This is a genomic window from Bradyrhizobium sp. ISRA436, assembly GCF_029910015.1.
Classification (GTDB): Bacteria; Pseudomonadota; Alphaproteobacteria; order Rhizobiales; family Xanthobacteraceae; genus Bradyrhizobium.
The window spans coordinates 3,449,996-3,472,839 of the sequence record NZ_CP094519.1; the positions used below are offsets into that span (position 1 = coordinate 3,449,996).

A 22,844-nucleotide genomic window follows, 5' to 3' on the forward strand; every position below is an offset into this window, starting at 1 on the left:
GTGACAAAAGGGCGCCAATTCGCTCCCCAGGGAACCTGATCCATGTCCTCGTCGAAATTCGACATCGTCGTCTACGGCGCCACCGGCTTCACCGGCCAGCTCGTCGCCGAATATCTCGCCACCCATTACAAGGGTGACGCCGAGCTGAAATGGGCGATGGCCGGACGCAGCAAGGACAAGCTCGCATCGGTCCGCGACGCGATCGGCGCGGCCGCCGATACGCCGCTGATCGTGGCCGATGCCAGCGACGTCGCCTCGCTGAAGGCGATGGTGGCGCAGACCAAATCGGTGATCTCCACCGTCGGTCCGTACCAGCTCTACGGCAACGAGCTGCTCGCGGCCTGCGTCGAAGCCGGCGTCGACTATCTCGACCTCTGCGGCGAGCCGATCTGGATGCGGCAAATGATCGACAAGCACGAAGCGGCCGCCAAGGCCAGCGGCGCGCGCATCCTTTTCTCCTGCGGTTTCGACTCGGTGCCGTTCGAGCTCGGCACCTTCTTTGCTCAGGAGGAAGCGAGGCGCGTGTTCGGTGCGCCGGTCTCGCGCGTCAAGGGCCGCGTCCGCGACATGCGCGGTACGCTGTCGGGAGGCACCGCGGCGAGCGCCAAGGCAACCTTCGATGCGATCTCCAAGGATCTCAGCCTGGTCGCCATCCTGAACAACCCGTTCGCGCTGACCCCGGGATTCGAGGGCGCCAAGCAGCCGCGCGGCAACAGGCCGATGTATGAGGATGACCTGCAGTCCTGGGCGGCGCCGTTCATGATGGCGCTGATCAACACCCGCAACGTCCATCGCTCCAACATGCTGATGGGCTATCCGTACGGAAAAGAGTTCGTCTACGACGAGATGGTCCTGACCGGACAGGGCGAAAAAGGTGAGGCCAACGCCAGGCGCGTGATGGCGGCCAATGCCGAGAAGACCGGTCCGAATGCGCCGAAGCCGGGCGAGGGGCCGTCAAAGGAAGAGCGCGAGAGCGGGCTCTATGATCTGCTCTATGTCGCCATCGCGCCCGACGGCCGCAAGGTCCGTGCCGCGATCAAGGGCGACCGCGATCCCGGCTATGGCTCGACCTCGAAGATGATCTCCGAATGCGCGATCTGCCTCTTGCGCGACGCGCCCGAGGTGCCGGCGGGCTTCTGGACGCCGGGGGCCGCGATGCAGACCAAGCTGATCAAGCGTCTCGTCGATCACGCCGGGCTGACGTTCGAGGTGGAGAAGTAGGTACGCGCCGTGTGTCTGACATCATCGCCCGGCAGAGGCGTCGCGAAAAGCCGATAAGCTTCGGCGTACTGGATGCCCCGCCTTCGCGGGGCATGACAGTGACGGACCACGCCGCGCGGGTCGTAGGCGTACTACAAGGGGGCTGGAAGCAACCGAGGCACTGAAGAAGGTGATCGATACGCCGTCCGAGAAGCGCGCCAGCCTCAAGACCCCGCCGAAGTCCCGGCGCTGACCGATGGCGCTGATGTTGCGCGGTAGCTCTCGGCCGCCACATACATGCCCCACATTGCGCCAAGCATCATCCAGAAGTGCCGCCAGTGGTCGGTATCGATGATGAAGCTTTCGCCGACAATGCCGAGAAACGCCGAGAAGATCGCCAGGTAGGCCCGCTGCCAGGGCACGCGCACGAAGATGTAGCGGAAGCCGGTGATCACGGTGACGAACACCAGTGCCGGATAGCAGACGCCGGAGATCCAGCCGCCCGACATGAAGGCGTTGAGGAAGGAATTGTGGGTGTCTTCGGGGAAATATGTGTGGAATTGCAGCGGCCCGATGCCGAAGGGCACCTGCAGCGCCATCTGGGCGCCGAGGATGTGACGGCCGAACCGGCCGAACCTGCCTTCGTCATAGCTCTGGTCGAAGCTCGCGCGCTGCTTGAACATGTCGGCGACCGAGCTGAGCGAGAGCAGCACCGCTACCAGCGCGACGGCGAGGACCACGGCGATCAGCGCCATGATGATGATGCGCGAGCGTTGCGCCCGCGAGCGGCTGGTGAAGACCATCAGCGCCAGCATGAACGCCGCGGTGATGATCAGGCCGCCCCAGGCCGCGCGGGAGAATGACAGCAGGATCGCGAGCGAGATGATGCCGAAGGCGATCGCATTGCGGAACGCCTTGCCGAAGCGATCGGAGACGACGCTTTGCAGCGTGAACAGCGCCGGCAGGATCAGGAACGCGCCGAGCACGTTGGGATCCTTGAAGGTGCCGCGGGCACGGTCATACAGCGTCAAAAGATCGTAACCGCCCGGCACGAGGTGGAAGTAGCCTGCAATGCCCGAGATCGAAGCGATCATCGCCCCGACGATCAGGCCGCGACGCAACATGTCGAGGCGGGCTTCGGTGTCCTCCGAAATCGCCGTCGCGAACAACATGACGGTGATCGCCATGTACCAGGATGTGAGGATCCAGTTCATCACCTCGGGCTTGTCGAGGAACGGAATCGCGCCGATGCTATAGCCGACATTGAGCGCGATCAGCGCGAACAGCAGTGGCATGAAGACGAGCCGCATCCGCAAGCCCGTTGCGAAGAACAGGACGGAGGCGATCAGCGTGACGAATTCGTACGGGCTCGGCTCGACGAACACGATGGCGATCGACGCACCGGCGAGCCAAACCAGCGCGCGCTGCAACGCCAGCACGCCTGGCGGTGCCGTGACCGGCAGATGGGACGTCCCGGCTGTTGCCGCATAGGCCATAACGCACTCACGCAACTCGATACAAGAACACCCACGCTACTTCGTCATTGCGAGGAGCGGAGCGACGACTTGTCCGCCAAAGCCCTGGCGAAGGCGGAAGCAATCCACTTATCCTCGAGCTATGGCATGGACGCTTCGCTCGCAATGACGGTAGTCAGTCTTGATTCTCAATACGCGTTCTCGTTCTTGGTCAGCAGCGAGAACGGCGTCTTGAAGAGAATGTAGAGGTCGAACAGCACCGACCAGTTTTCGATGTAGTAGAGGTCGAACTCGACACGCTTCTGGATCTTCTCATCGGTGTCGACCTCGCCGCGCCAGCCGTTGACCTGTGCCCAGCCGGTAATGCCGGGCTTGACGCGGTGCCGCGCGAAGTAGCCGTCGACCGCCTCGTCGAACAGGCGGTTCTGCAGCTTGCCCTGCACGGCGTGCGGGCGCGGACCGACCAGCGAGAGGTTGCCCTTGAGGACGACGTTGAACAGTTGCGGAAGTTCGTCGAGCGAGGACTTGCGGATGAAGCGGCCGACGCGGGTGACGCGCGGGTCGTTCTTGGTCACGACCTTGGAGGCGGTCGGATCGGCCTGGTGATGATAGAGCGAGCGGAACTTGAACACGTCGATCCGCTCGTTGTTGAAGCCGAAGCGCTTCTGACGGAACAGCACCGGGCCCGGACTGTCGAGCTTCACCGCGAGCGCCACCAGTCCCATCACCGGGAGAGCGGCGAGCAGGATGAGGCCGCCGACGATGTGGTCGAACAGCCATTTCATCACCAGATCCCAGTCGGTGATCGGCGCCTCGAACACATCAAGCGTCGGCACCTTGCCGAGATAGGAGTAGGAGCGGGGGCGGAAGCGCAGCTTGTTGGTGTGCGCCGACAGGCGGATGTCGACCGGCAGCACCCACAGCTTCTTCAGCATCTCCAGGATGCGCGTCTCCGCCGAGATCGGCAGCGCGAACAGCACGAGGTCGACGCGGGTGCGGCGGGCGAATTCGACGATGTCGTCGACCTTGCCGAGCTTCGGAGAGCCGGCGCAGGTATCCATGGCGCGATCGTCGTTGCGATCGTCGAACACGCCGAGCACGTGAATGTCCGAGTCCTCCTCGGCCTTCAGCGCCTCGACGAGCTGCTCGCCGTTCTTGTCGGCGCCGACGATGACGGTGCGGCGGTCGAGCCGGCCGTCACGCGCCCAGGCGCGCACGATCGAGCGGAGCAGCAGGCGCTCGACGATCAGGACCGCGAGGCCGACGAAGAAGAACGACGACAGCCAGACGCGCGACACCTCGCCGCCGAGCTTGGCCAGGAAGGACACGCCGATGAACAGCAGGAAGACGAATGTCCACGACGAGATCATCCGTGTCATCTGCCGGAGCTGGCCGCGGAAGATCTGGACCTGGTAGATGTCGGCGGCCTGGAAGCAGATCACGGCAGTCACCGTCATGCCCAGGATCGCTGCGATATACTCCCAATGGAAGCCGGAGAGCGGCTTCACATAGGCAAGATACAAGCCGATGCCGACAAGGCTGAGCAGCACGAAATCGGCGAGGCGCACCGCGCCGGCGATCACGACCGGCGAATAGGCGCCGCGAACCTTCTGGTTGGTGACGGCAAGCGCGGCCGGCGACAGCCGCCGTCGTCGTTCGACCTGTGAGTGACCCGTCGTTGCCGACGTAGCGGCGTCCAGCATCGAGCGTGCGTTGATCGGTTCCACGTGTCCACTTCCATTCCTGCGCGTGCAGATAGGTATGCGGGCGCAGGGCGAAATTCCCCCGGGCGGGACTTAACGGGACAAATCGGAAGAAACGGTTACGGGTGCATGCAATGGTTAATGCTTGGCAAATGCATCGCGGTAGCCGGCCAGCACGCCCTCGACCATGGCGCCTTGCGAGAAGTGATTGGAGATCCGTTCGCGCAGCTTCTGCGCTCGCGCCGCTGTGCTTGCGGGATTGTCGAGCGCGGCCTTGATGGCGTCGGCCATCGCGGCGGCATTGCTCGGAGTGAACAGGGCATCGGTGTGGGCATCGAAGATCTCCGGGATGCCGCCGACATTGGCGGCGATCATCGGAATGCCGGCCGCCGCGGCTTCGATCACCACGTAAGGCATGGAATCACCGCGCGACGGGACGACCAGCAGGCGGCCCTTGGAAAAGCCGTAACGCGCCTTGACGTGTCCGATGAAGCGGACGGCGTCGCCGAGCGACAGCCGCTTGACCTGCGCCTTGAGCACTTCGAACTCCTCGCCGTCACCGCCCAGCGTGAGCGTTACCGGCTTGCCTTCGGCGCGCAGCTTGGCCACCGCGTCGATCAGCAGGTCGGCCCCCTTGATGTGCCTGAACTCGCCGACATAGACGAGATCGGTGGCGTCGTCGGCCCTTGGAACGGGCTCGAATTCTTCCGCGGTAACGCCGTTGAATACGCAGTGGACGAGGCCGGCCGGCACGCCAACGGTACGCTGATAGGTGTTGCGGGCAAACGCGCTCTCGAACAGGAACAGGTCGGTGCTGTTCATCAACGCACGCTCGAGCTGGCTGTAGAATTTGCCCTTCCAGGTGTCGAGCGGGTAGTGCAGCGAGCCGCCATGCGGCGTGTAGACCCGAATGATCTTGTTCGAACGCCGGCGCGACCGGACATAGGCGCCGGCCTTGGCGCCGTGGCCATGCACCACATCGGGCTTCAGCTTCCGGATCAGGCCCGCGATGCGCGCCCAGACCGCGATATCGCCAAAGTGCGGCTCGCGGCGGATCGCCACGCGTCGGACGCCGAGCTTGAGGCGAGGGGCGATCTCGGCCAGCGCCGCCTCGGCGCGGGTGCCGCCGGTGAGGCTGTCGGTGACGATGCCGACCTGATGGCCGCGCTCGATCTGACCGTTCGCCACGTCGAGGATGTGACGGAAGATGCCGCCGACCGGCGCGCGGACGACGTGCAGGATTCGGAGCGGCTGTTGTTCTGTCCGATCTTCCGCCATGGATCAGAACCCGCGCTCGTTGACGTGCACGGCGTCGCCGTGACCGATCGGCGCGCCCCGCGGCACGGCGCCCGGCGCAGCCCGGCCCTTGCAGCCTGACAAGACGGGCGCAGCAATCAGACGAACAATGGGGGCGCGCGGACCGCGCATCGGAGGAATCCCAGAAAACAAGAGCCACGATTAACCGCGCTCATGGTTAACAAAGGATGACGGCCTTAAGGCCGGTCGAACGGTTCGGTTTGGCCCGATTAACCCAGCGGCAACCTTAATGGAGTGTAATCGCCTCGGTTGAGATGGAGTCGCGGCGTCCGCGGGAGTGGTGCGATGCAGTTTGCGTTCTGGCGTAGAGGCAAGGAGAAGACCGTCGTGCAACGGGCGCTGCCGAAGTCTGCGCCCGTTGCCGGCGAGGCTGTGGCTGCGAGGCCTGCTTCCGGCAGTTCTGCGCCAATCAAATCTGCCGGCGCATCGGAGGCCAGCGATCTCGATCTGCATGCGCTTGGCGAGGCGCTGGCGCGTAGGCGTGGCTGGATCATCGTGCCGACAGTGCTGGTGTTCGCGCTGTCGCTGGCCGCCGTCAACATCGTCACCCCACGCTACAAGTCGGAAGCGCGCATCCTGATCGACGGCCGCGAGAACGTCTTCATGCGGCCGAACGGCGAGCGCGAGCAGGAGCGTACCGCGCTCGACGCGGAAGCGGTGACCAGCCAGGTGCAGCTGTTGCTGTCGCGCGATCTCGCTCGCGACATCATCAAGAAGAACAAGCTCGCGGAGCGTCCCGAGTTCGATCCGGTGCTGCGCGGCTTCTCGCCGCTGAGGTCGCTGCTGGCGCTGTTCGGCATCGGCCGCGACCCGTTCTCCCTGACCCCGGAAGAGCGGGTGCTCGATGCCTATTACGAGCGCTTCCAGGCCTATGCGGTCGACAAGTCGCGCGTCATGGTGATCGAATTCCAGTCGCAGGATCCGGAGCTCGCCGCGCGCGTCGCCAACTCGATTGCCGATGGCTATCTCGTGCTGCAGCAGGCGGCGCGGCAGGACCAGGCCAAGTCCGCGAGCATCTGGCTCTCGGGCGAGATCGACAATCTGCGCAAGAAGGTTGCCGACGCCGACGCGCGTGTCGAGGATTTTCGTTCGAAGTCGGGCCTGTTCGTCGGCACCAACAACACCTCGCTGTCCAACCAGCAGATGGGCGAGCTGACCACCCAGCTCAACAATGCCCGCGCGCTGAAGGCCGACGCCGAGACCAAGGCGCGGCTGATCCGCGAGATGCTCCAGAGCGGCAAGCCGATCGAGGCATCGGAAGTGCTCAATTCCGAGACGATCCGCCGGTTGACCGAACAGCGCGCTGCTATCCGCGCGCAGCTCGCCGAGCAGTCGTCAACGCTGCTCGACAATCATCCGCGCATCAAGGAGTTGAAGGCGCAGCTCGCCGACTATGATCGGCAGTTGCGTGACGAGGCGGCCAAGGTGTCGCGTTCGCTGGAGAATGACGCCCGTCTCGCCCGCGGTCGCGTTGACGAGTTGCAGGCGAGCCTGGACCAGATGAAGAAGCAGGCGTCGTCGAGCAATACCCAGGACGTGCAGCTCCGCGCGCTGGAGCGCGAGGCCAAGGCGCAGCGCGACCTGCTTGAAACCTACCTTGCCAAATACCGCGAGGCGACCGCCCGCGAGAATATCGACAGTGCGCCGATCGATGGCCGCATCATCTCGCGTGCCTCGGTTTCCAACACGCCGGCCTACCCGAAGAAGCTGCCGATCGTCCTGATCGCGACGCTGGCGACCTTGCTGCTGTCGTCCGGCATCATCATCACCGGCGAACTCCTGCGCATCTCCGGGCCGGCCACGGTGAGCCGTGCGTTCGCGCCCGTCGTGGCATCGGTCAGGCGTCGCGAGCCGGTCATGGAGCCCGTGGTCGAGGAGCGGGTTGAGCCGGAACTGGCGCGCGGGGAGTTTCAACGGCCGCCGGAGCAGCGGCTAGCGCCGGAGCCCGAATTGCCGCGGCAGCCCGAACTATTGCCGGAGCCTGAACCGTCACGGGAGTCCGTAACCGCGCCGGACAGCGCGGTCAGCGAGCCGACGCTCGCACGTGCTCAACCGGTCAGCGAGATCGACGAACTTGCCGCGCGTCTGGTCGCAGACGGCGTCGGCGCCCACAAGGTCACGGTCCTCGGCACGGCCAGCAGCGAGAGCGTCACACTGACTGCGTTGACGCTGGCCCGCCTGATGGCTCGCCAGGCCAAGGTGGTGGTGGTCGACCTGGTCGCGTCCTCGCCGACGCTGGCGGCGGCATCAGTGGATCCGAACGCCCCTGGCCTCGCCGAACTGATGCAGGGCGAGGCGACGTTTGCGCAGATCATCACCAGGGATCGGCAGTCGCGCGTGCAACTCGTCAGCGCCGGTCGTCCTGGGTTCGACCGCACGCAACTGCAATCGCCGCGGCTGTCGCTCGCGATCGACGCCTTGCTCAGGGTCTACGACCACGTGCTGCTCGATGCCGGATCGGCCGTCGATCTGCCGGCCGAGCTGCTGACCGCGCGAGCGCAGGCTGTCGTCGTGCCTGACGCCGGAATGGCGCAGGACGCGCGCAAGCTGATGGTCGATCAGCTCACGGCCGTCGGGTTCGCCCGCGTGACCATGTTGAGCAAGCCGTGCCAGCCGACGGACGTTGTCCGGCCCGGCCCGCGGGTGGTGGCGGCCTGACGTCGCTGAAGACGGCTCGCCGGTGGCGATAGCGCTCCGAGAGGAGCTGAAAGGCACGCGTTCAGCGGAACATGCTGCGCAGGTTTTGCGCGATCTCGAACAGGGCCGCGTTGTGCTTCACCGTACGCTTGGCGCGATTGAGGCCCGACAACGCACCGGCCGCCAGCCGTCCGCGCAGGCTGAGCGGAATGAAGCTGTCGAAGATCGCTTCATCGTCCTTGCAGAACAGCCGCTTGTACTCGTCCGACCCGATGCCGAGATCGAAGGCGCGGTAATTCTCCGCGGCGTGGCGATCGATGATGTCGCGCATCAGGATCAGGCCGGGGCTGTACTTGGCGTTGCCCGACATCGTGTAGGTGTTGAACATCATCGAGAAGCGATGGCCGTCGGCGACCCCGGCAAAGATCGCGATGATCTCCTCGTCGCATTCCAGCGCATGGATGTCGATGATGTGGCGCGTGCCGTCCGCGAGCGGCGTCAGGCAGGCGGTGCGGATGAACTGCTCGACTCCGGGTTCGGCGAACACGTTCGGCAGCTTTTGTTCGGCCATGCGCTGCGGCTTGAGGCGGAAGAACCAGTCGAGCAAGCGGCTGATGTCGGCGCTCTCGGTGGCCATGTAATAACGGAAACCGGGCAGCGGCTGCAGCTTGCGTTCCTTGCCCTTGAGCCGGCGGCGGAACGAATTGGAAATCAGGTCTGCGGGCGCTGCACCCGGCTCGATCACGAGCAGCGGGCAGCCGTTGGCCGAGGATTGGTGCGGCAACAGGGCCAGCGGGTTCGGCAGGTCCCGCCAGCGCAGCGGTTGCTGGTGCAGCGCCAGCGCATCGACGCGGGACCGATCCGCAATCGAGGCGATCAGGGTGGCAAGGTCCGCTTCGGTGGCGATGGCGGCGAAATCTCGGTCGCACAGCGCCATGTTGAAAGTCGAGTGCTTACCCCCCATGAAGCTCGCGCAGCGCGCACCCCATCTGGATTCGATCGCAAGCGGCAGCAGCATCAGCGGCCGGCGTTCAGCGTCATGGGCGACGACGATGAAAGGACGCAGACCCTCGCGCTCGCCGACCTGCCGCTGCCAGGCGGCAAGGAAGTCGAAGCGCTGATAGGGGGTGAAGGATTGCAGCGATGTCTCGAAACCGCGCCAGATCGCTTCGGCAGCAGCGAGGTCATGGAAAATGTCGACGCCGGCGATCCGGCTTGCGTTCGACCACGTCCGCGCATCCGCCGTCCGGCCCTCGATTGCCGCCGCCATGGTCATCTCGGAATCCGCTTCTTCTGAGGGTATTTTTTACAGTTCTCGGCGGCGCCGACCTTCGCAGGGAAATGTCAACAAAGAGTAATAACAATGCTCTGGCGGCGTGTGGGAACCGCAGGGCGGGGACGGGACCTCGTTCGCGGTGTTGCTGCCGAACCCTGCCGGGCAAGGAAGATCGCTGCGATCAGTTCGGGGCACGGTCGGGCCGCGACATCCAGGCCACTATCGGCATCGCCGGCAACACCCAGCCGAGCCCCGCGACCACGTAGAAGATCGCCTGCAACAGCCCCGAATTGGCGAGCCACGGCGTCTGGGCGACCGTCATGCCGAGCAGCGACCACACCAGGACCAGGATGAGCAGGGCGATGGTTCCGAGCAGTTTGCGGGTACGTATGGCCATGGCGGATATGTGCAACTCGTGATCTCGGCGGCGCTTGCACCGCGGGTGCGGCGGACTATAAGGGGCGCGAAAATCCAATCAAGTCAGGGCGAAATGGCCGGTATTTCCGCAAACAAGGCGCAGCTTCGGGCCGTCAGGGTGTGGCTGTTTTCAGTCGCCGCGCTGATCGCGCTGATGGTTCTGGTCGGTGGCGCCACGCGGCTGACCGAGTCCGGCCTGTCGATCGTGGAATGGAAGCCGGTCACCGGCGCACTGCCGCCGCTGACCGATGCGCAGTGGACGCAGGCCTTCGAGGGCTACAAGACCATTCCGCAATATCGCGAACTCAACGCCGGAATGACGCTCGAGGAATTCAAGACGATCTTCTGGTGGGAGTGGAGTCACCGGCTGCTCGGCCGCGTGATCGGCGCCGCCTATCTGCTGCCGTTCCTGTACTTCCTGTGGCGCGGTGCGGTGAGCGGCGAGCTGGGGCGGCGGCTGTGGCTGATCTTTGGCCTCGGCGGGCTGCAGGGCGCGGTCGGCTGGTGGATGGTGGCCTCCGGCCTGTCGCAGCGCGTCGAGGTGTCGCAGTATCGGCTGGCGACGCATTTGGTGCTGGCGCTCCTGATCTTCGCTGCGATCGTCTGGACGTTGCGGCGATTGACGGAACGTCCGCCCGTGATCGCTGCAGCCGTCAGGTTGAAGATCACGAGCGCGGTGCTGCTCGTGCTGACCTTCGTGCAGCTCTATTTCGGCGCGCTGGTCGCTGGCCTGCGCGCGGGCAGGGTCTACAACACCTGGCCCGACATCGACGGAGGCTTCATCCCGTCGGCTAATCGGTTGTGGTTCGAGACGCCGTGGTGGCGCAATCTGTTCGACAACACGCTGACGGTGCAGTTCGAGCACCGCATGACGGCCTATCTGTTGTTCGCACTGGCGATTGCCCACGCGATTGATACCGTGCGCTCGCGTGCCGGACGTCCGGTGATCGCGGGCGCCTGGTGGCTGGTGGCGGCCATCACTGTGCAGGCCACGCTTGGCATCCTGACGCTGCTGCATCAGGTGCCGATCGATCTGGCGCTGACGCACCAGGCGGTGGCGATCGTGGTGCTGACGCTCGCCGTGCTGCAGGCCGAGCGGCTCGCCGCGCGGCGGACCGAGCGGGATCAGGCGAAGCTCGTTCCCGCCGGCCACGTGGGCCAGCCTGGCTGATTCTTCACGACAGATAGTCGAGCCCGATATCGAGTGCGGGCGAGCTATGGGTCACCCAGCCGACCGAAATCAGGTCGACGCCGGTTGCAGCGATATCAGATGCGGTCGCCGCGGTGATGCGGCCGGAGGCTTCGGTGATCGCCTTGCCGCGCGCCATCTCCGCCGCTTGGCGGAGCTGCTCGGTCGTCATGTTGTCGAGCAGCACAGCGTCGACGCCAAGCTCCAGCGCCTCTTCGAGTTGCGACAGCGTATCGACCTCGACCTCGATCTTGACGAGATGGCCGACATTCGCCTTCGCCCGTTCGACCGCGGGGCGGATGCCGCCGGCGAGCGCGACGTGGTTGTCCTTGATCAGCACCGCATCGTCGAGCCCGAAGCGATGGTTGCCGCCGCCGCCGGCGCGGACGGCGTATTTCTCCAGCGTGCGCAGCCCCGGCATGGTCTTTCGGGTGCAGACGATCTGCGCGCGCGTGCCCTTGACAGCCTTGACGAGGGTCGCGGTTGCGCTCGCAACGCCGCTCAGATGGCAGAGAAAATTCAGCGCGGTTCGCTCCGCGGTCAGCAGGCTGCGCGCCGGGCCGTCGATGATCGCGATCACCTGGTCGGGCTCGACCGCGCTGCCGTCCGGGCGCTCGGCTCGAAGCTCGATTGCGGGCGACACCCTCTGAAAGGCACAACGGGCGACGTCGAGCCCGGCGACCACGCCGGTCTGCCGTGCGCGCATCACCAGCCGGGCCTGCTGGCTGATCGGCACGATCGCATTGGCGGTGATGTCGCCGGCGCGTCCGAGATCTTCCAGCAGGGCGGTCCGCACGATCGGCTCGTACATCAGTGGCAAGAGAGGATCGAGGGTCATGATTGGGCGCTCCTGACGGTTGGGATGGATTCGACGATCTCGCGCGCCGCGGCGAGCGCTTCGGTGCGGGTGAGGGATGATGGTATGGCCGAGGCAGCGCTGTCGGGAAAATCGGTGCGGAAATGGCCGCCACGACTTTCCTCGCGGTTGAGGGCTGCAACCGCGATCATCAATCCGACCAAGGCCGCGTCGGACGCCGCACCCTGGCTGCGCGCCAGCGGATAGAGGCTGCGGATCGCACGTTCGATCCCGTCGCCGTCGCGCAACACGCCGAGCCCTTGCGTCAGGATCGGACGCACGGCCGAAGAATCGGCGGGCGGCGGCGCGGCCTCGGCGTTCAGTATGGCCCGCGGACCTGCACTCGTGCCGTCGACACTTTCGGCGACCCATCGTGCGCAGACGATCGCTTCCATCAGCGAGTTGCTCGCCAGCCGGTTTGCGCCGTGCAATCCGGAGCGGGCTGCCTCGCCGCAGGCCCACAGACCCTGCACCGTGCTGCGTCCTTCGCCGTCAACGGCGATGCCGCCCATGTGATAGTGAACCGCCGGACGGATCGGAATCGGATCCTCGGCCGGATTGATGCCGGCCATCTTGCAGAATGCGCTGATCACGGGATAGCGCCGCGCGAAATCCGCGCCCGGATTGTTGCGCGCGTCGAGGAAGGTGCGATGTCCGTTGGCGCGGTGGCGCCACACCGCGCGGGCGACGATATCGCGCGGCGCAAGCTCGGCGCCGGGCTGGCCGGCCATGAAGCGCTGTCCGTTCTCGTCGATCAGCACCGCACCGTCGCCGCGGATGGCTTCGGTCAACAGCGGCATCGGGCGGGACGGCCCGTCGAAGGCGGTGGGATGAAACTGGACGAATTCAAGGTCGGAGAGTGTCGCGCCGGCGTGCGCAGCGAGCGCAAGCCCCTGGCCGAAACATCCGCTCGGATTGGTGCTGTCGGCGAACAAACCGCCGATGCCGCCGGTCGCGATCACGACGCGATTGGTGGAGAGGATGAACCAGCCGCGGTCGCGCGACGCGAGCACGCCCCTGACCGCATTGTCCTCGACAAGGAGCCGGCGCGCCTCCACGCCTTCCAGCAGCGTGATCGATGGCGTGCGGCGGACCGCCGCGATCAAGCCGCGCATGATCTCGCGACCGGTGCCATCGCCGGTGGCGTGCACGATTCGGTTGCAGCCATGCGCGGCTTCCAGCCCCAGCCGCCAGCCTCCGTCGGGCCGACGATCGAAGGCGACGCCGAGTCCTGTGAGCCGCTCCACGGCTGCCGGCGCGGCCTCGACGATCCGGGCTGCGGCGGTTTCGTCGCACAGCCCGGCACCGGCCGCGATGGTGTCGGCGAGATGAAGGGCAGGGGTGTCGTCCTCGCCGACGGCCGCGGCAAGCCCGCCCTGCGCCCACATGCTGGAGGCTTCCGCGCCAAGCGGCGATTTCGACAGCAGCACCACCGGCTCGGGTGCGAGTTCAAGTGCGGTCATCAGCCCGGCGGCGCCGCCACCGATGATAACGGGGCGGCCAGTCAGATCGGAGATGTCCGTGCTCATAGCGCCAGCATCCTTTCGACGCTCAGCCGCGCGCGGTTGGCGATCTCGGGGGCGATCGTGACCTCGTGCTGATTGGCTTCCAGCGCGTGACGGATGTTCTTCAGCGTGATCCGCTTCATGTGTGGACAGAGATTGCAGGGGCGGACGAATTCGACATCCGGGTGCTGGGCCGCGATGTTGTCGCTCATCGAGCATTCCGTCAGCAGCACGACGCGTGGCGGGCGTTTGGTTTCGACGAACGATGACATTGCGGCCGTCGAGCCGGAATAGTCTGCTGCGGCGACGACCTCAGGCGGGCATTCCGGATGTGCCAGGATGGTGATGTCGGGATGATCTTCGCGGAGCTGGTGCACGTCATCGGCGGTGAAGAGCTCATGCACCTCGCAATGGCCCTTCCAGGCGATGATCTTCTTCGTGGTTTGCTTGGCGATGTTCTGCGCCAGATATTCATCCGGCAGCATGATGACGCGCTCGGGACCAAGCGATTCCACGACCTTCAGCGCGTTGCCCGAGGTGCAGCAGATGTCGGACTCTGCCTTCACCGCGGTCGACGTGTTGACATAGGCGACGACCGGCGCGCCCGGATAGCGCGCGCGCATCAGCCGCACATCCTCAGCCGTGATGGAATCCGCGAGCGAGCAGCCGGCCGCGAGATCGGGGATCAGCACAGTTTTTTCGGGATTCAGCAGCTTCGCCGTCTCGGCCATGAAGTGCACGCCGGCCAGCACGATGACGTCGGCATCGACCTTGGTGGCTTCGCGCGCGAGCAGGAGGCTGTCGCCGACAATATCGGCGACGCCGTGGAAGATCTCGGGTGTCTGGTAGTTGTGCGCCAGCACGACCGCGTTGCGGCGGCGCTTCAGGTTGAGGATCGCGTCGACGTCCTCGGCGAAGGTGGCCCATTCGAAGGGTGGGATGACGCGTTTGACGCGCTCATAGAGCGGGGCTGTGCGGGCGAGGAGTGCGGTATCGAGGGACGCCATTTATACTCTCCTTGAGCATAAGATGGCTTATACTTATCCTGAGCATAAGGGCTGTCAAGTGCGCGAGAGCGGGAGCTTGGTGCCGGCGACAGCCCGCTCGGCCAGCACGGCGTGACGGAAGCGGAACAGCTTGGCCGGCCGCCCGACGGCCTCAGTGGCGATTGCGCCAGTCTCTTCAACAAGTTCCTGCTGCTCGATCAGCCGGCGGAAATTCTGCTTGTGCACCAGCCGGCCTGCGAGTGCCTCAACGCTGCGTTGCAGTTGGAGCAGGGTGAATTCGGCCGGCATCAGCTCGAATACCACGGGACGGTATTTGATCTTGGCACGCAGCCGCGCGATCCCGGTGGCGAGGATACGGCGATGATCCGCGGTCATCGGCTTGCCCGGCACCACTGATGCGTCGCGGCCGTTCTCGCGTCCGGCCTCCGGGATCAGCGATGCTTCGTAGAGCAGCTCGTAGCGCTGCAGCACCAGCTCCTCGTTCCAGTCGCGCTCGTCGAGCCCGAAGGTGATGGCGCAGCGCTGCCAGCGCTCGCGCTGCAGCGTCGGGGATGGTGCGGACTTCGCCCACGCCTTCAGCTTTGGCGCCACCATTTTGGCAAGGAAGGCCGGCGCTCCGGCGCGGTGATCTTCCCAGGGGAAATAGTCGTACCAGCCGGACCAATGCGCCTTGAAGCCTTCGCCGACCCTGTCCTCGCGGGTCAGGCCGAGATAGCTGATGGAAACGCTGTGCGGCCCCTTGACGTCGCCGGAGCGGCCGGGATCGGCAAAGGTATAGAGTTGCTCGACATAGCCGAGCGGGTGCCCGGTCTGGGCCTCGACCCATGCCCGCAGAGCGGTCTGCAGCGAGCGGTGGCTGAACTCGAACGGGCCGCTCGGCAGCGCGGAGCCACCCGCGATGGTCATGATCCTGGGCGTACCCTCGGTGACGGCCACCAGCACCGCGACGAGATCAGCGGTGATCGCGTTCCCCGAAGCCGGTGCGCTGGATTTCTGCGTCGATCTAGCCACGCGCTCGTCCCGCGCTAACAGTAGCCGTAGATGCCGCAGGCATAGGGCAGGCGGTCCCAGTAATCCACATAGGCGCCGCCGTAATAGGGGCCGAGGTCACTGTAGGAGTGGGCGTTGCCGTAATAGCCGGGCAGCGAGGACGATCCGGGCAGCAGCGGTTCACCCGGCACGAACGGGATGTACGGCTCTGCGTTGAGCGGGATCACTGTGGGCTCGACCACGACGAGCTGGCGTCCGCGCCGCACATAGGTCGGTGGCGCGATGGTCGTGCGGTAGGCGTAGTGCCGGCGGGGCAGGCCCGGCGGAAGCTGGCGCGCGGCACGCACGGTCGCGTGCTTGGTGACGACGAGGCTGTCGGCGGCGTTAGCGGGCGGAATCGCAGACAGCGCGACCGCGAGTGGCAATATCCAGCGCAGCATCAATCGTCTCCCGAATCATCCGGAGCCTATCACTGCCATCTTATGCCGGAATGAGCGTTAACGAGAGAGTTGTCGTTTTAGGCAAGAGGCGGAGCGGTGCGGCGCACCGCCCCGGACTGACGGCCGATCAGGCGCTCAGAGCCTGGTCGAGGTCTGCGATCAGGTCTTCCTTGTCCTCGATGCCGATCGACAGCCGCACCACCTCGGGCGCGGCACCCGACCTCACCTTGGCAGCGTCGTCGAGCTGGCTGTGCGTGGTGGAGGCCGGGTGGATCACCAGCGAGCGGGTGTCGCCGACATTGGCGAGATGCGAGAACAGCTTCAGGTTCGAGACCAGATTGACGCCCGCGTCGTAGCCGCCCTTGAGGCTGAAGGTGAACACCGCACCCGCGCCCTTCGGTGCATACTTGCGCTGCAGCTGGTTGTATCTGTCGCCGGGCAGGCCGGCGTAGTTCACCGCCGAAACCGCCGGATGGCCGGAGAGGAACTCCGCCACCGCCTTGGCATTGTCGCAGTGCTTCTGCATGCGCAGCGGCAGCGTCTCGATGCCGGTCAGGATCATGAAGGCGTTGAACGGTGATAACGCCGGCCCGAGGTCGCGCAGGCCGAGCACGCGGCAGGCGATCGCGAAGGCGAAATTGCCGAAGGTCTCCTGGATCCTGATGCCGTGATATTCCGGGCGCGGCTCGCTCAGCATCGGATATTTGTTGTCCTTCGACCAGTCGAAGGTGCCGGCATCGACAATGATGCCGCCGAGCGAATTGCCGTGGCCGCCGAGGAATTTCGTCGCCGAATGCACGACGATGTCGGCGCCGTGATCGATCGGCTTGATCAGGTAGGGCGAGGCCAGTGTGTTATCGACGATCAGCGGCACGCCCGCGTTGCGCGCGATGGCCGCGATCGCCTCGATGTCGGTGATGCTGCCGGCAGGATTGGCGATCGACTCGATGAAGATCGCCTTGGTGTGCGGCGTCACCGCGCGCTCGAAGCTTGCGACGTCGTCGGGATCAGCCCAGGCCACATTCCAGCCGAACGCCTTGAACGCATGGTTGAACTGGTTGATCGAGCCGCCATAAAGCTTGCGCGCCGCGATGACCTCGTCACCCGGCTTCATGAGCTGCTGCAGCACGACCACCTGCGCCGCATGGCCGGAGGCCACCGCGAGCGCCGCGGTGCCGCCCTCGAGCGCGGCGACACGCTCTTCCAGCACCGCATTGGTCGGGTTGCCGATGCGGGTATAGATGTTGCCGAACGCCTGTAGGCCGAACAACGAGGCGGCGTGGTCGGCGTCGTTGAACACGAATGACGTGGTCTGGTAGATCGGCGTCGCCCGCGCGCCGGTGGTGGGATCGGGCTGTGCACCGGCATGCACGGCGAGGGTGGAAAATCCCGGAAGGCGATCGGTCATTATCTGCGTCCTGTCGTGGCGTGATCGAAGATGCGCGGCATGCTGATGGGGGGGCCGCCTGCCGTCAAGCCGAGTTGGCGGGTGAGCGCGCGTTTGAAACGACCATGCCTTGCCATGCGGCGTGACCGTAACGAATATTCCGCCGATGCGTCAGGTCGTCTCGCTCTTGTTTTTCGCGGCGCGATCGGATGCCGCGGTCTGACCGCCGCCGAAGCTGGTGCGGTTGAGCGACAGCCGCATGCCTTGTGTCGGTACAGGCGCGCGCTTGGAACTCAGCGTGCGCGAGTTGACGCCCATCCAGGAGATCTCCGACGACAGCCGGCCGTACTCGATCTTCGGGCAGCGGTTCATCACCACCTTGAGGCCGGCGGCTTCAGCCTTCTCGGCGGCGGCATCATCGCGCGCGCCGAGCTGCATCCAGATCACCTTCGGCGGCGGCGACAGCTTCAGCGCCTCGTCCACCACGGGCATGATGTGGCTCGAATTGCGGAAGATATCGACCATATCGATCGGGCGGCCGATATCCGCGAGCGATGCCACGAACGGTTTGCCCATCAGAGACTTGCCGACATGGCCGGGATTGACCGGGATCATGTCGTAGCCGCGCTGCGCCAGATATTTGAAGGCGAAATAGCTCGGCCGCACATTGACCGGCGAGGCGCCGACCATCGCGATCGATTTCACACCGTTGAGGATGCTGCGGATGTAATTGTCGTCGTAGGCGTCGTGGTTCATCTGCTTAAAGCTGTCCAATTACGTCATTGCAAGGAGCGAAGCGACGCAGCAATCCATTCTATCGTCGCGTGGAGAAATGGATTGCTTCGCTCCGCTCGCAATGACGGCGGTTACCTGTCCTGCCATTTCGGCTGGCGCTTCTCGATGAAGGCGCCGATGCCTTCCTCGGCGTCGCGCGCCATCATGTTCTCGGTCATCACCTCGGCAGCGAAGCGATAGGCGTCGGCGAGGCTCATCTCGGCCTGGCGATAGAACGCCTCCTTGCCGAGCTTGACCGTGTGGGCCGATTTCAGCGCGACCTTCTGCGCCAGCGCGATCGCGGCGTCGCGCTCGGTGCCGACAGGCACCACGCGGTTGATCAGGCCGATATCTTTCGCAGTCGCGGCGGAGATCGGCTCGCCGGTGAGCAGCATCTCCATCGCCTGCTTGCGCGGCACGTTGCGTGACAGCGCCACCATCGGCGTCGAGCAGAACAGGCCGATATCGACGCCCGGTGTCGCGAAGGTCGCAGCCTCGGAGGCCACCGCAAGGTCGCAGCTTGCGACGAGCTGGCAGCCGGCCGCGGTGGCGATGCCCTGGACCGCCGCGACAACGGGCTTGGGCAGGTGCACGATGGCCTGCATCATCGCGCTGCATGCGTTCATGAGTTGCGCGAAATAGGCGCGGCCGCGATCGGCATCGCTGCGGCGCGCGGTGAGTTCCTTCAAATCGTGGCCGGCCGAGAAGGCCAGGCCGTTCGCGGCGATCACGACGCCGCGGATCGCATTGTCGCCACCGATGTCGTTGAGCGCGGCATGCAATTCCCCGATCAGTCCTTCGGACAGGCTGTTGCGCGCCGTCGGGCGGTTCAACGTCAGTACCGCGATACTGCCGATGGTCTCTCGCAGCAGGATCGAGGCTTGCGGCGCTTCTGCGCGGGCGGCTTGGGCGGACATGGCGAAATTCCATTATGGTCTCGATGACAATTTAATGTAACAGGCGGGCTGGCGCGAGGGCGGGGACGGCATGGCAATTGCGAAAATGAGCGTGGCTGACGTGGAGGAGTTCCTGCGCCGGGAATTCCCGCAGGCGTTCGCCTTCGACGACATCAGGATCGAGAGCGCCGACGGCGAAAGCGCCCTGCTGCGCCAGCGCTTCAGCGAACGCATGCTGCGGCCGGGTGGTACCGTCTCCGGACCGACCCTGATGGGGCTGGCCGATTTCGCGATGTACGTGGTGCTGCTGTCGGCGATCGGACCGGTCGGTCTTGCCGTGACCACCAATCTCAACATCAACTTCCTGCGCAGGGGCCAGCCGGGGCAGGACGTGCTCGCGGTCGCGAAGCTGTTCAAGCTCGGCAAGCGCCTCGCGGTCGGCGAGGTCAACCTGCTGTCCGGCAGCTCGCCGGACCCGATTGCCCACGTCACGGCGACCTATTCCATTCCAAACAAATGAGCTTTTCCCTGGTATTAAAATACCATAATTATAAGCCATTGGTTTGATTGATGTAATTCGTTCGCCTGAGTGTTGACGTGCGCGCGCGGCTTCTCTAGAAACCCACGCAGTTCGGCGCACACGGCGCCGATTTCTTTTTTCACGGATTCCACACATGAGCACGTTCTCGGCCAAGCCCGCCGAAGTGACGAAGAAGTGGGTGCTGATCGACGCCAAGGGTCTCGTCGTCGGTCGTCTCGCCACCCTCGTCGCCATGCGTCTGCGCGGCAAACACCTGCCCACCTACACCCCGCATGTCGATTGCGGCGACAACGTCATCATCATCAACGCCGCGCATGTGGTGCTGACCGGTCGCAAGCGCGACCAGAAGACCTACTACAAGCACACCGGCTATATCGGCGGCATCAAGGAGCGCACCGCGAAGCAGATCCTCGAGGGGCGCTTCCCCGAGCGCGTCGTCGAGAAGGCCGTTGAGCGCATGATTCCGCGCGGTCCGCTCGGCCGCAGGCAGATGGGCAATCTGCGCGTCTATGCGGGTGCCGATCATCCGCATGAAGCCCAGAACCCCGAGAAGGTCGATATCGCTTCCCTGAATCGCAAGAACACGAGGGCCGCATAAATGTCCGACACGTTGCAGTCCCTCGACCAGCTCGCGCAGGTCAAGCCGGCGGCTCCCGAGGCGCCGAAGTATGTCAAGAAGGTCGACAAGTACGGCCGCGCCTATGCCACCGGCAAGCGCAAGGACGCGGTCGCCCGCGTCTGGGTCAAGCCCGGCTCGGGCAAGATCTCGGTCAACACCCGCGAGTTCGAAGTGTACTTCGCCCGCCCGGTGCTGCGCATGATGATCCAGCAGCCGCTGGTCGCAGCCGCACGCAACGGCCAGTACGACGTGATCTGCACCGTCACCGGCGGCGGTCTCTCCGGCCAGGCCGGTGCGGTTCGCCACGGCATCTCGAAGGCGCTGACCAACTTCGAACCCGAACTGCGCGGCGTCCTCAAGAAGGGCGGCTTCCTCACCCGCGACTCCCGCTCGGTCGAGCGCAAGAAGTACGGCAAAGCCAAGGCCCGCAAGTCGTTCCAGTTCTCGAAGCGCTAATTCGAGGCCTAAAATTTGCGGCAAACGCCGCGAGCATCGAGTTGAAGAGGGCGCCGAAAGGCGCCCTTTTTGCTGCCCGCTTAGAGGCGAATTAGCGCAGATTTTCGCGAAAACTTGCGTAGGCGCGCAAACGAATTTCGAACGCGGGCGCTCTAGCCTGTGCGCTCGCAGTGGCGCGGCATCACCATTATTTGCGCCTGCGATCGTTGCATCACACCGGGCTGGGGTGAGTTTATGTCGTTCGATCCGTCGACACTTTATTTGTTCGCCACCATCGTCGCGGGCATGCTCGGTGCGATGCTGGTGTTCTTCGGCAGGCAGGAGAACATTCCCGCGCTGAAATGGTGGGGCACCGCCTATCTCCTCGGTGCAGTGTCGGTCGCGCTCTGGACGATCGGCGGCTCCTTCCTCGGCGAGCCTGTCCTGCTGGCGCTGAACGCGGCCGGCTTTATCGCCTGCGGCATGGTTTGGAACGCCTCGCGTGTATTTCGCGGACGCAGGCCCAATCTGCCGGGCCTTGTGCTCGGCGCGATCGCCTGGATCGGCGCTGTGACGACGGTGGAGGATTCCGCGACGCGCGTGACGATCGGCGCGATGATCGTCGCGATCTACGCCGCGCTGACCGCCTCCGAACTGTGGAGCGAGCGTCGCCGCGCGATGCAGAAGCGTTGGCCCGCGATCGTCGTGCCTGTTGTGCACGGCTCCGTCCTGATGCTGCCGATCCTGATCGGCGACCTGTTGCGGCCGCAAGGCCAGATCTTCGCCAACAGCTTCTGGGTGACCCTGTTCGCGATCGAACTCGTGCTGTATGCGATCGGAACGGTGTTCGTGATCTTCATGATGGTCTCGGACCGCGCGGTCGCCGTGCACAAGACCGCCGCGTCGGTCGATCCCCTGAGTGGCATGCTGAACCGCCGCGGCTTCTCTGAGGCTTGCGCGCGCGTGATCGAGCGCGAGGCCGTTGCCGGCCGTCCGGTCACGGTGATGATCTTCGACATCGATCATTTCAAGTCGATCAATGACCGCTTCGGGCATCCCGCCGGCGACGAGATCCTGAAGCTGTTCGCCGCCGTCGTGGTCAACAGTCTCAGGAGCAGCGATCTCTCGGGCAGGATCGGCGGCGAGGAGTTCGCAGCGCTCTTGTCCTGTTCGCTGGAGGAGGGCGTGCTGGTCGCCGAGCGGGTGCGTGAGGCCTTCGAGGCCAGCGGCATCGTTTGCGATGAGGGCCCGGTCGACACCACCGTCAGCATCGGCGTGGCCGGTGGCCCTGCCGGCACCGAGCTCGAGGTGCTGCTGGCGTCGGCCGACACCGCGCTCTACCAGGCCAAGCGCGGCGGCCGCAACCGCGTCGAGGCGGCGGAGGAGTTGCCGCTCTCGCTGGAGAACTGGCGGCGCAAGACCGCCGGCCTGCCTGCGCCGGCGCGCCACAAGCCGGCGACCGTTCAAGGTTGAGCTGCGGCAATCTTTGGTTAACCATTCCATCCCATGTTTCCGGGCATGGAATCGTTTCACACACGTAATCCGCAGGCCGTCCTGATGTCGCTCGAAGCCGCTGCCGCTTCGACGCGTGGTGGCTTCGCCTGCATGTTCTCGAACTCGGATGAATATGAGAGCGCGCTGATCGCCGAACGGCGCGCGCAGGGCCGGTACGGCCAGCCGAAGAGCCGCTGGCCGGCCGCGATGCTGCTCGGTATCATGCTGATGCTCGTGGGCACGGTGCTGCTGTTCAAGTGAACCCAGGGCGGAACCGGCAAAGCACGGCGCCCGCGGCGGCGCCTTTTTCTTTTCCGGCGGCTGGGCTACAGACGGGCCTTCGTTAGGAGGCCAAAGCCCAATGATCACGGAAATCGCACTCATCGACGTCAAGCCCGGCAGCGAGAAGGATTTCGAAGCTGCGGTCGCCAAGGCGCGCCCGCTGTTCCTGCGCGCCAAGGGCGGCAAGGGATTCGAGCTGCACAAATCGATCGAGAAGCCGTCCCGCTACCGGCTGATGGCGAAGTGGGAGACGCTGGAGAACCACACGGTTGATTTCCGCGGCTCGGAGGATTTCACCGCCTGGCGCGCGCTGGTCGGTCAGTACTTCGCGGCGCCGCCCGACGTCGAGCACACCGAGACGGTGCTGACCACCTGAGGCGATCGATTGTTGTTTTGACGCGTTT

General features: G+C 65.1%; 22 protein-coding genes. 9 read left to right on the forward strand and 13 right to left on the reverse strand.

Annotated elements, in window-relative coordinates; all coding sequences use genetic code 11:
* Positions 1-42 precede the first annotated feature (42 nt).
* Entirely contained in the window at positions 43-1,221 is a 1,179-nt protein-coding gene (locus MTX23_RS16365; RefSeq protein ID WP_280977702.1) for a saccharopine dehydrogenase NADP-binding domain-containing protein, read from the forward strand.
* Positions 1,222-1,424: 203 nt separating this feature from the next.
* Here MTX23_RS16365 and MTX23_RS16370 read toward each other — a convergent pair whose 3' ends face one another.
* The 3 genes from MTX23_RS16370 to MTX23_RS16380 all read right to left on the reverse strand — a co-directional run bounded on the left by MTX23_RS16370 (position 1,425) and on the right by MTX23_RS16380 (position 5,656).
* Positions 1,425-2,696, reverse strand: a complete 1,272-nt coding sequence (locus MTX23_RS16370) for an O-antigen ligase family protein (protein WP_280977703.1) — start codon at positions 2,694-2,696, stop codon at positions 1,425-1,427.
* A gap of 167 nt (positions 2,697-2,863) precedes the next feature.
* The gene (locus tag MTX23_RS16375; RefSeq protein ID WP_280977704.1) at positions 2,864-4,402 is read right to left on the reverse strand and encodes an undecaprenyl-phosphate glucose phosphotransferase; all 1,539 of its coding nucleotides are present in this window, start codon (positions 4,400-4,402) and stop codon (positions 2,864-2,866) included.
* Between the two features lie 114 nt (positions 4,403-4,516).
* Positions 4,517-5,656, reverse strand: a complete 1,140-nt coding sequence (locus MTX23_RS16380) for a glycosyltransferase family 4 protein (protein WP_280977705.1) — start codon at positions 5,654-5,656, stop codon at positions 4,517-4,519.
* 324 nt (positions 5,657-5,980) lie between these two features.
* Here MTX23_RS16380 and MTX23_RS16385 point away from each other — a divergent pair, with 324 nt between their 5' ends.
* A complete protein-coding gene (locus MTX23_RS16385) occupies positions 5,981-8,353 on the forward strand; it encodes a Wzz/FepE/Etk N-terminal domain-containing protein (RefSeq protein WP_280977706.1) in 2,373 nt (790 codons plus the stop codon).
* Between the two features lie 61 nt (positions 8,354-8,414).
* Here MTX23_RS16385 and MTX23_RS16390 read toward each other — a convergent pair whose 3' ends face one another.
* Together MTX23_RS16390 and MTX23_RS16395 are read right to left on the reverse strand one after the other, a co-directional pair.
* On the reverse strand, positions 8,415-9,608 hold the full coding sequence (locus MTX23_RS16390; protein WP_280977707.1) for a GNAT family N-acetyltransferase: 1,194 nt from the start codon (positions 9,606-9,608) through the stop codon (positions 8,415-8,417).
* A 181-nt stretch (positions 9,609-9,789) separates the two neighbouring features.
* Positions 9,790-10,005 (reverse strand): DUF2842 domain-containing protein, encoded by a 216-nt coding sequence (locus tag MTX23_RS16395; RefSeq protein ID WP_280977708.1) that lies wholly within the window; start codon positions 10,003-10,005, stop codon positions 9,790-9,792.
* Between the two features lie 93 nt (positions 10,006-10,098).
* Here MTX23_RS16395 and MTX23_RS16400 point away from each other — a divergent pair, with 93 nt between their 5' ends.
* Complete coding sequence (locus MTX23_RS16400; RefSeq protein ID WP_280977709.1) at positions 10,099-11,196, forward strand: COX15/CtaA family protein; 1,098 nt, start codon at positions 10,099-10,101, stop codon at positions 11,194-11,196.
* Positions 11,197-11,200: 4 nt separating this feature from the next.
* Here MTX23_RS16400 and nadC read toward each other — a convergent pair whose 3' ends face one another.
* The 8 genes from nadC to MTX23_RS16440 form a co-directional block, all read right to left on the reverse strand.
* A complete protein-coding gene (nadC, locus tag MTX23_RS16405) occupies positions 11,201-12,052 on the reverse strand; it encodes a carboxylating nicotinate-nucleotide diphosphorylase (protein ID WP_280977710.1) in 852 nt (283 codons plus the stop codon).
* Complete coding sequence (locus tag MTX23_RS16410; RefSeq protein ID WP_280977711.1) at positions 12,049-13,599, reverse strand: L-aspartate oxidase; 1,551 nt, start codon at positions 13,597-13,599, stop codon at positions 12,049-12,051. Before MTX23_RS16410 ends, nadC begins: the two co-directional genes overlap by 4 nt.
* Entirely contained in the window at positions 13,596-14,582 is a 987-nt protein-coding gene (gene nadA, locus MTX23_RS16415) for a quinolinate synthase NadA (RefSeq protein ID WP_280977712.1), read from the reverse strand. The genes MTX23_RS16410 and nadA overlap by 4 nt, the downstream gene beginning before the upstream one ends.
* A 54-nt stretch (positions 14,583-14,636) precedes the next feature.
* Positions 14,637-15,593 (reverse strand): hypothetical protein, encoded by a 957-nt coding sequence (locus MTX23_RS16420; RefSeq protein ID WP_280977713.1) that lies wholly within the window; start codon positions 15,591-15,593, stop codon positions 14,637-14,639.
* 14 nt (positions 15,594-15,607) lie between these two features.
* The gene (locus tag MTX23_RS16425; protein ID WP_280977714.1) at positions 15,608-16,012 is read right to left on the reverse strand and encodes a hypothetical protein; all 405 of its coding nucleotides are present in this window, start codon (positions 16,010-16,012) and stop codon (positions 15,608-15,610) included.
* 127 nt (positions 16,013-16,139) lie between these two features.
* Entirely contained in the window at positions 16,140-17,420 is a 1,281-nt protein-coding gene (locus MTX23_RS16430) for an O-acetylhomoserine aminocarboxypropyltransferase (RefSeq protein ID WP_280977716.1), read from the reverse strand.
* Positions 17,421-17,570: 150 nt separating this feature from the next.
* Positions 17,571-18,155 (reverse strand): CoA-binding protein, encoded by a 585-nt coding sequence (locus MTX23_RS16435; protein WP_280977717.1) that lies wholly within the window; start codon positions 18,153-18,155, stop codon positions 17,571-17,573.
* A 110-nt stretch (positions 18,156-18,265) separates the two neighbouring features.
* Positions 18,266-19,090, reverse strand: a complete 825-nt coding sequence (locus MTX23_RS16440; RefSeq protein ID WP_280977718.1) for an enoyl-CoA hydratase — start codon at positions 19,088-19,090, stop codon at positions 18,266-18,268.
* A gap of 70 nt (positions 19,091-19,160) precedes the next feature.
* Between MTX23_RS16440 and MTX23_RS16445 the strand changes: the two genes are divergently transcribed.
* The 6 genes from MTX23_RS16445 (at position 19,161) to MTX23_RS16470 (ending at position 22,816) form a co-directional block, all read left to right on the forward strand.
* Positions 19,161-19,589, forward strand: a complete 429-nt coding sequence (locus tag MTX23_RS16445; protein WP_280977719.1) for a PaaI family thioesterase — start codon at positions 19,161-19,163, stop codon at positions 19,587-19,589.
* Between the two features lie 154 nt (positions 19,590-19,743).
* Complete coding sequence (gene rplM, locus MTX23_RS16450; protein ID WP_280977720.1) at positions 19,744-20,208, forward strand: 50S ribosomal protein L13; 465 nt, start codon at positions 19,744-19,746, stop codon at positions 20,206-20,208.
* A complete protein-coding gene (rpsI, locus tag MTX23_RS16455; protein ID WP_280977721.1) occupies positions 20,209-20,685 on the forward strand; it encodes a 30S ribosomal protein S9 in 477 nt (158 codons plus the stop codon).
* Positions 20,686-20,919: 234 nt separating this feature from the next.
* A complete protein-coding gene (locus tag MTX23_RS16460) occupies positions 20,920-22,137 on the forward strand; it encodes a GGDEF domain-containing protein (protein WP_280977722.1) in 1,218 nt (405 codons plus the stop codon).
* 45 nt (positions 22,138-22,182) lie between these two features.
* Positions 22,183-22,419: a hypothetical protein gene (locus MTX23_RS16465; RefSeq protein ID WP_280977723.1), complete on the forward strand. Its 237-nt coding sequence runs from the start codon at positions 22,183-22,185 to the stop codon at positions 22,417-22,419.
* Between the two features lie 100 nt (positions 22,420-22,519).
* Positions 22,520-22,816: an antibiotic biosynthesis monooxygenase family protein gene (locus MTX23_RS16470; RefSeq protein WP_280977724.1), complete on the forward strand. Its 297-nt coding sequence runs from the start codon at positions 22,520-22,522 to the stop codon at positions 22,814-22,816.
* Positions 22,817-22,844: the final 28 nt, after the last annotated feature.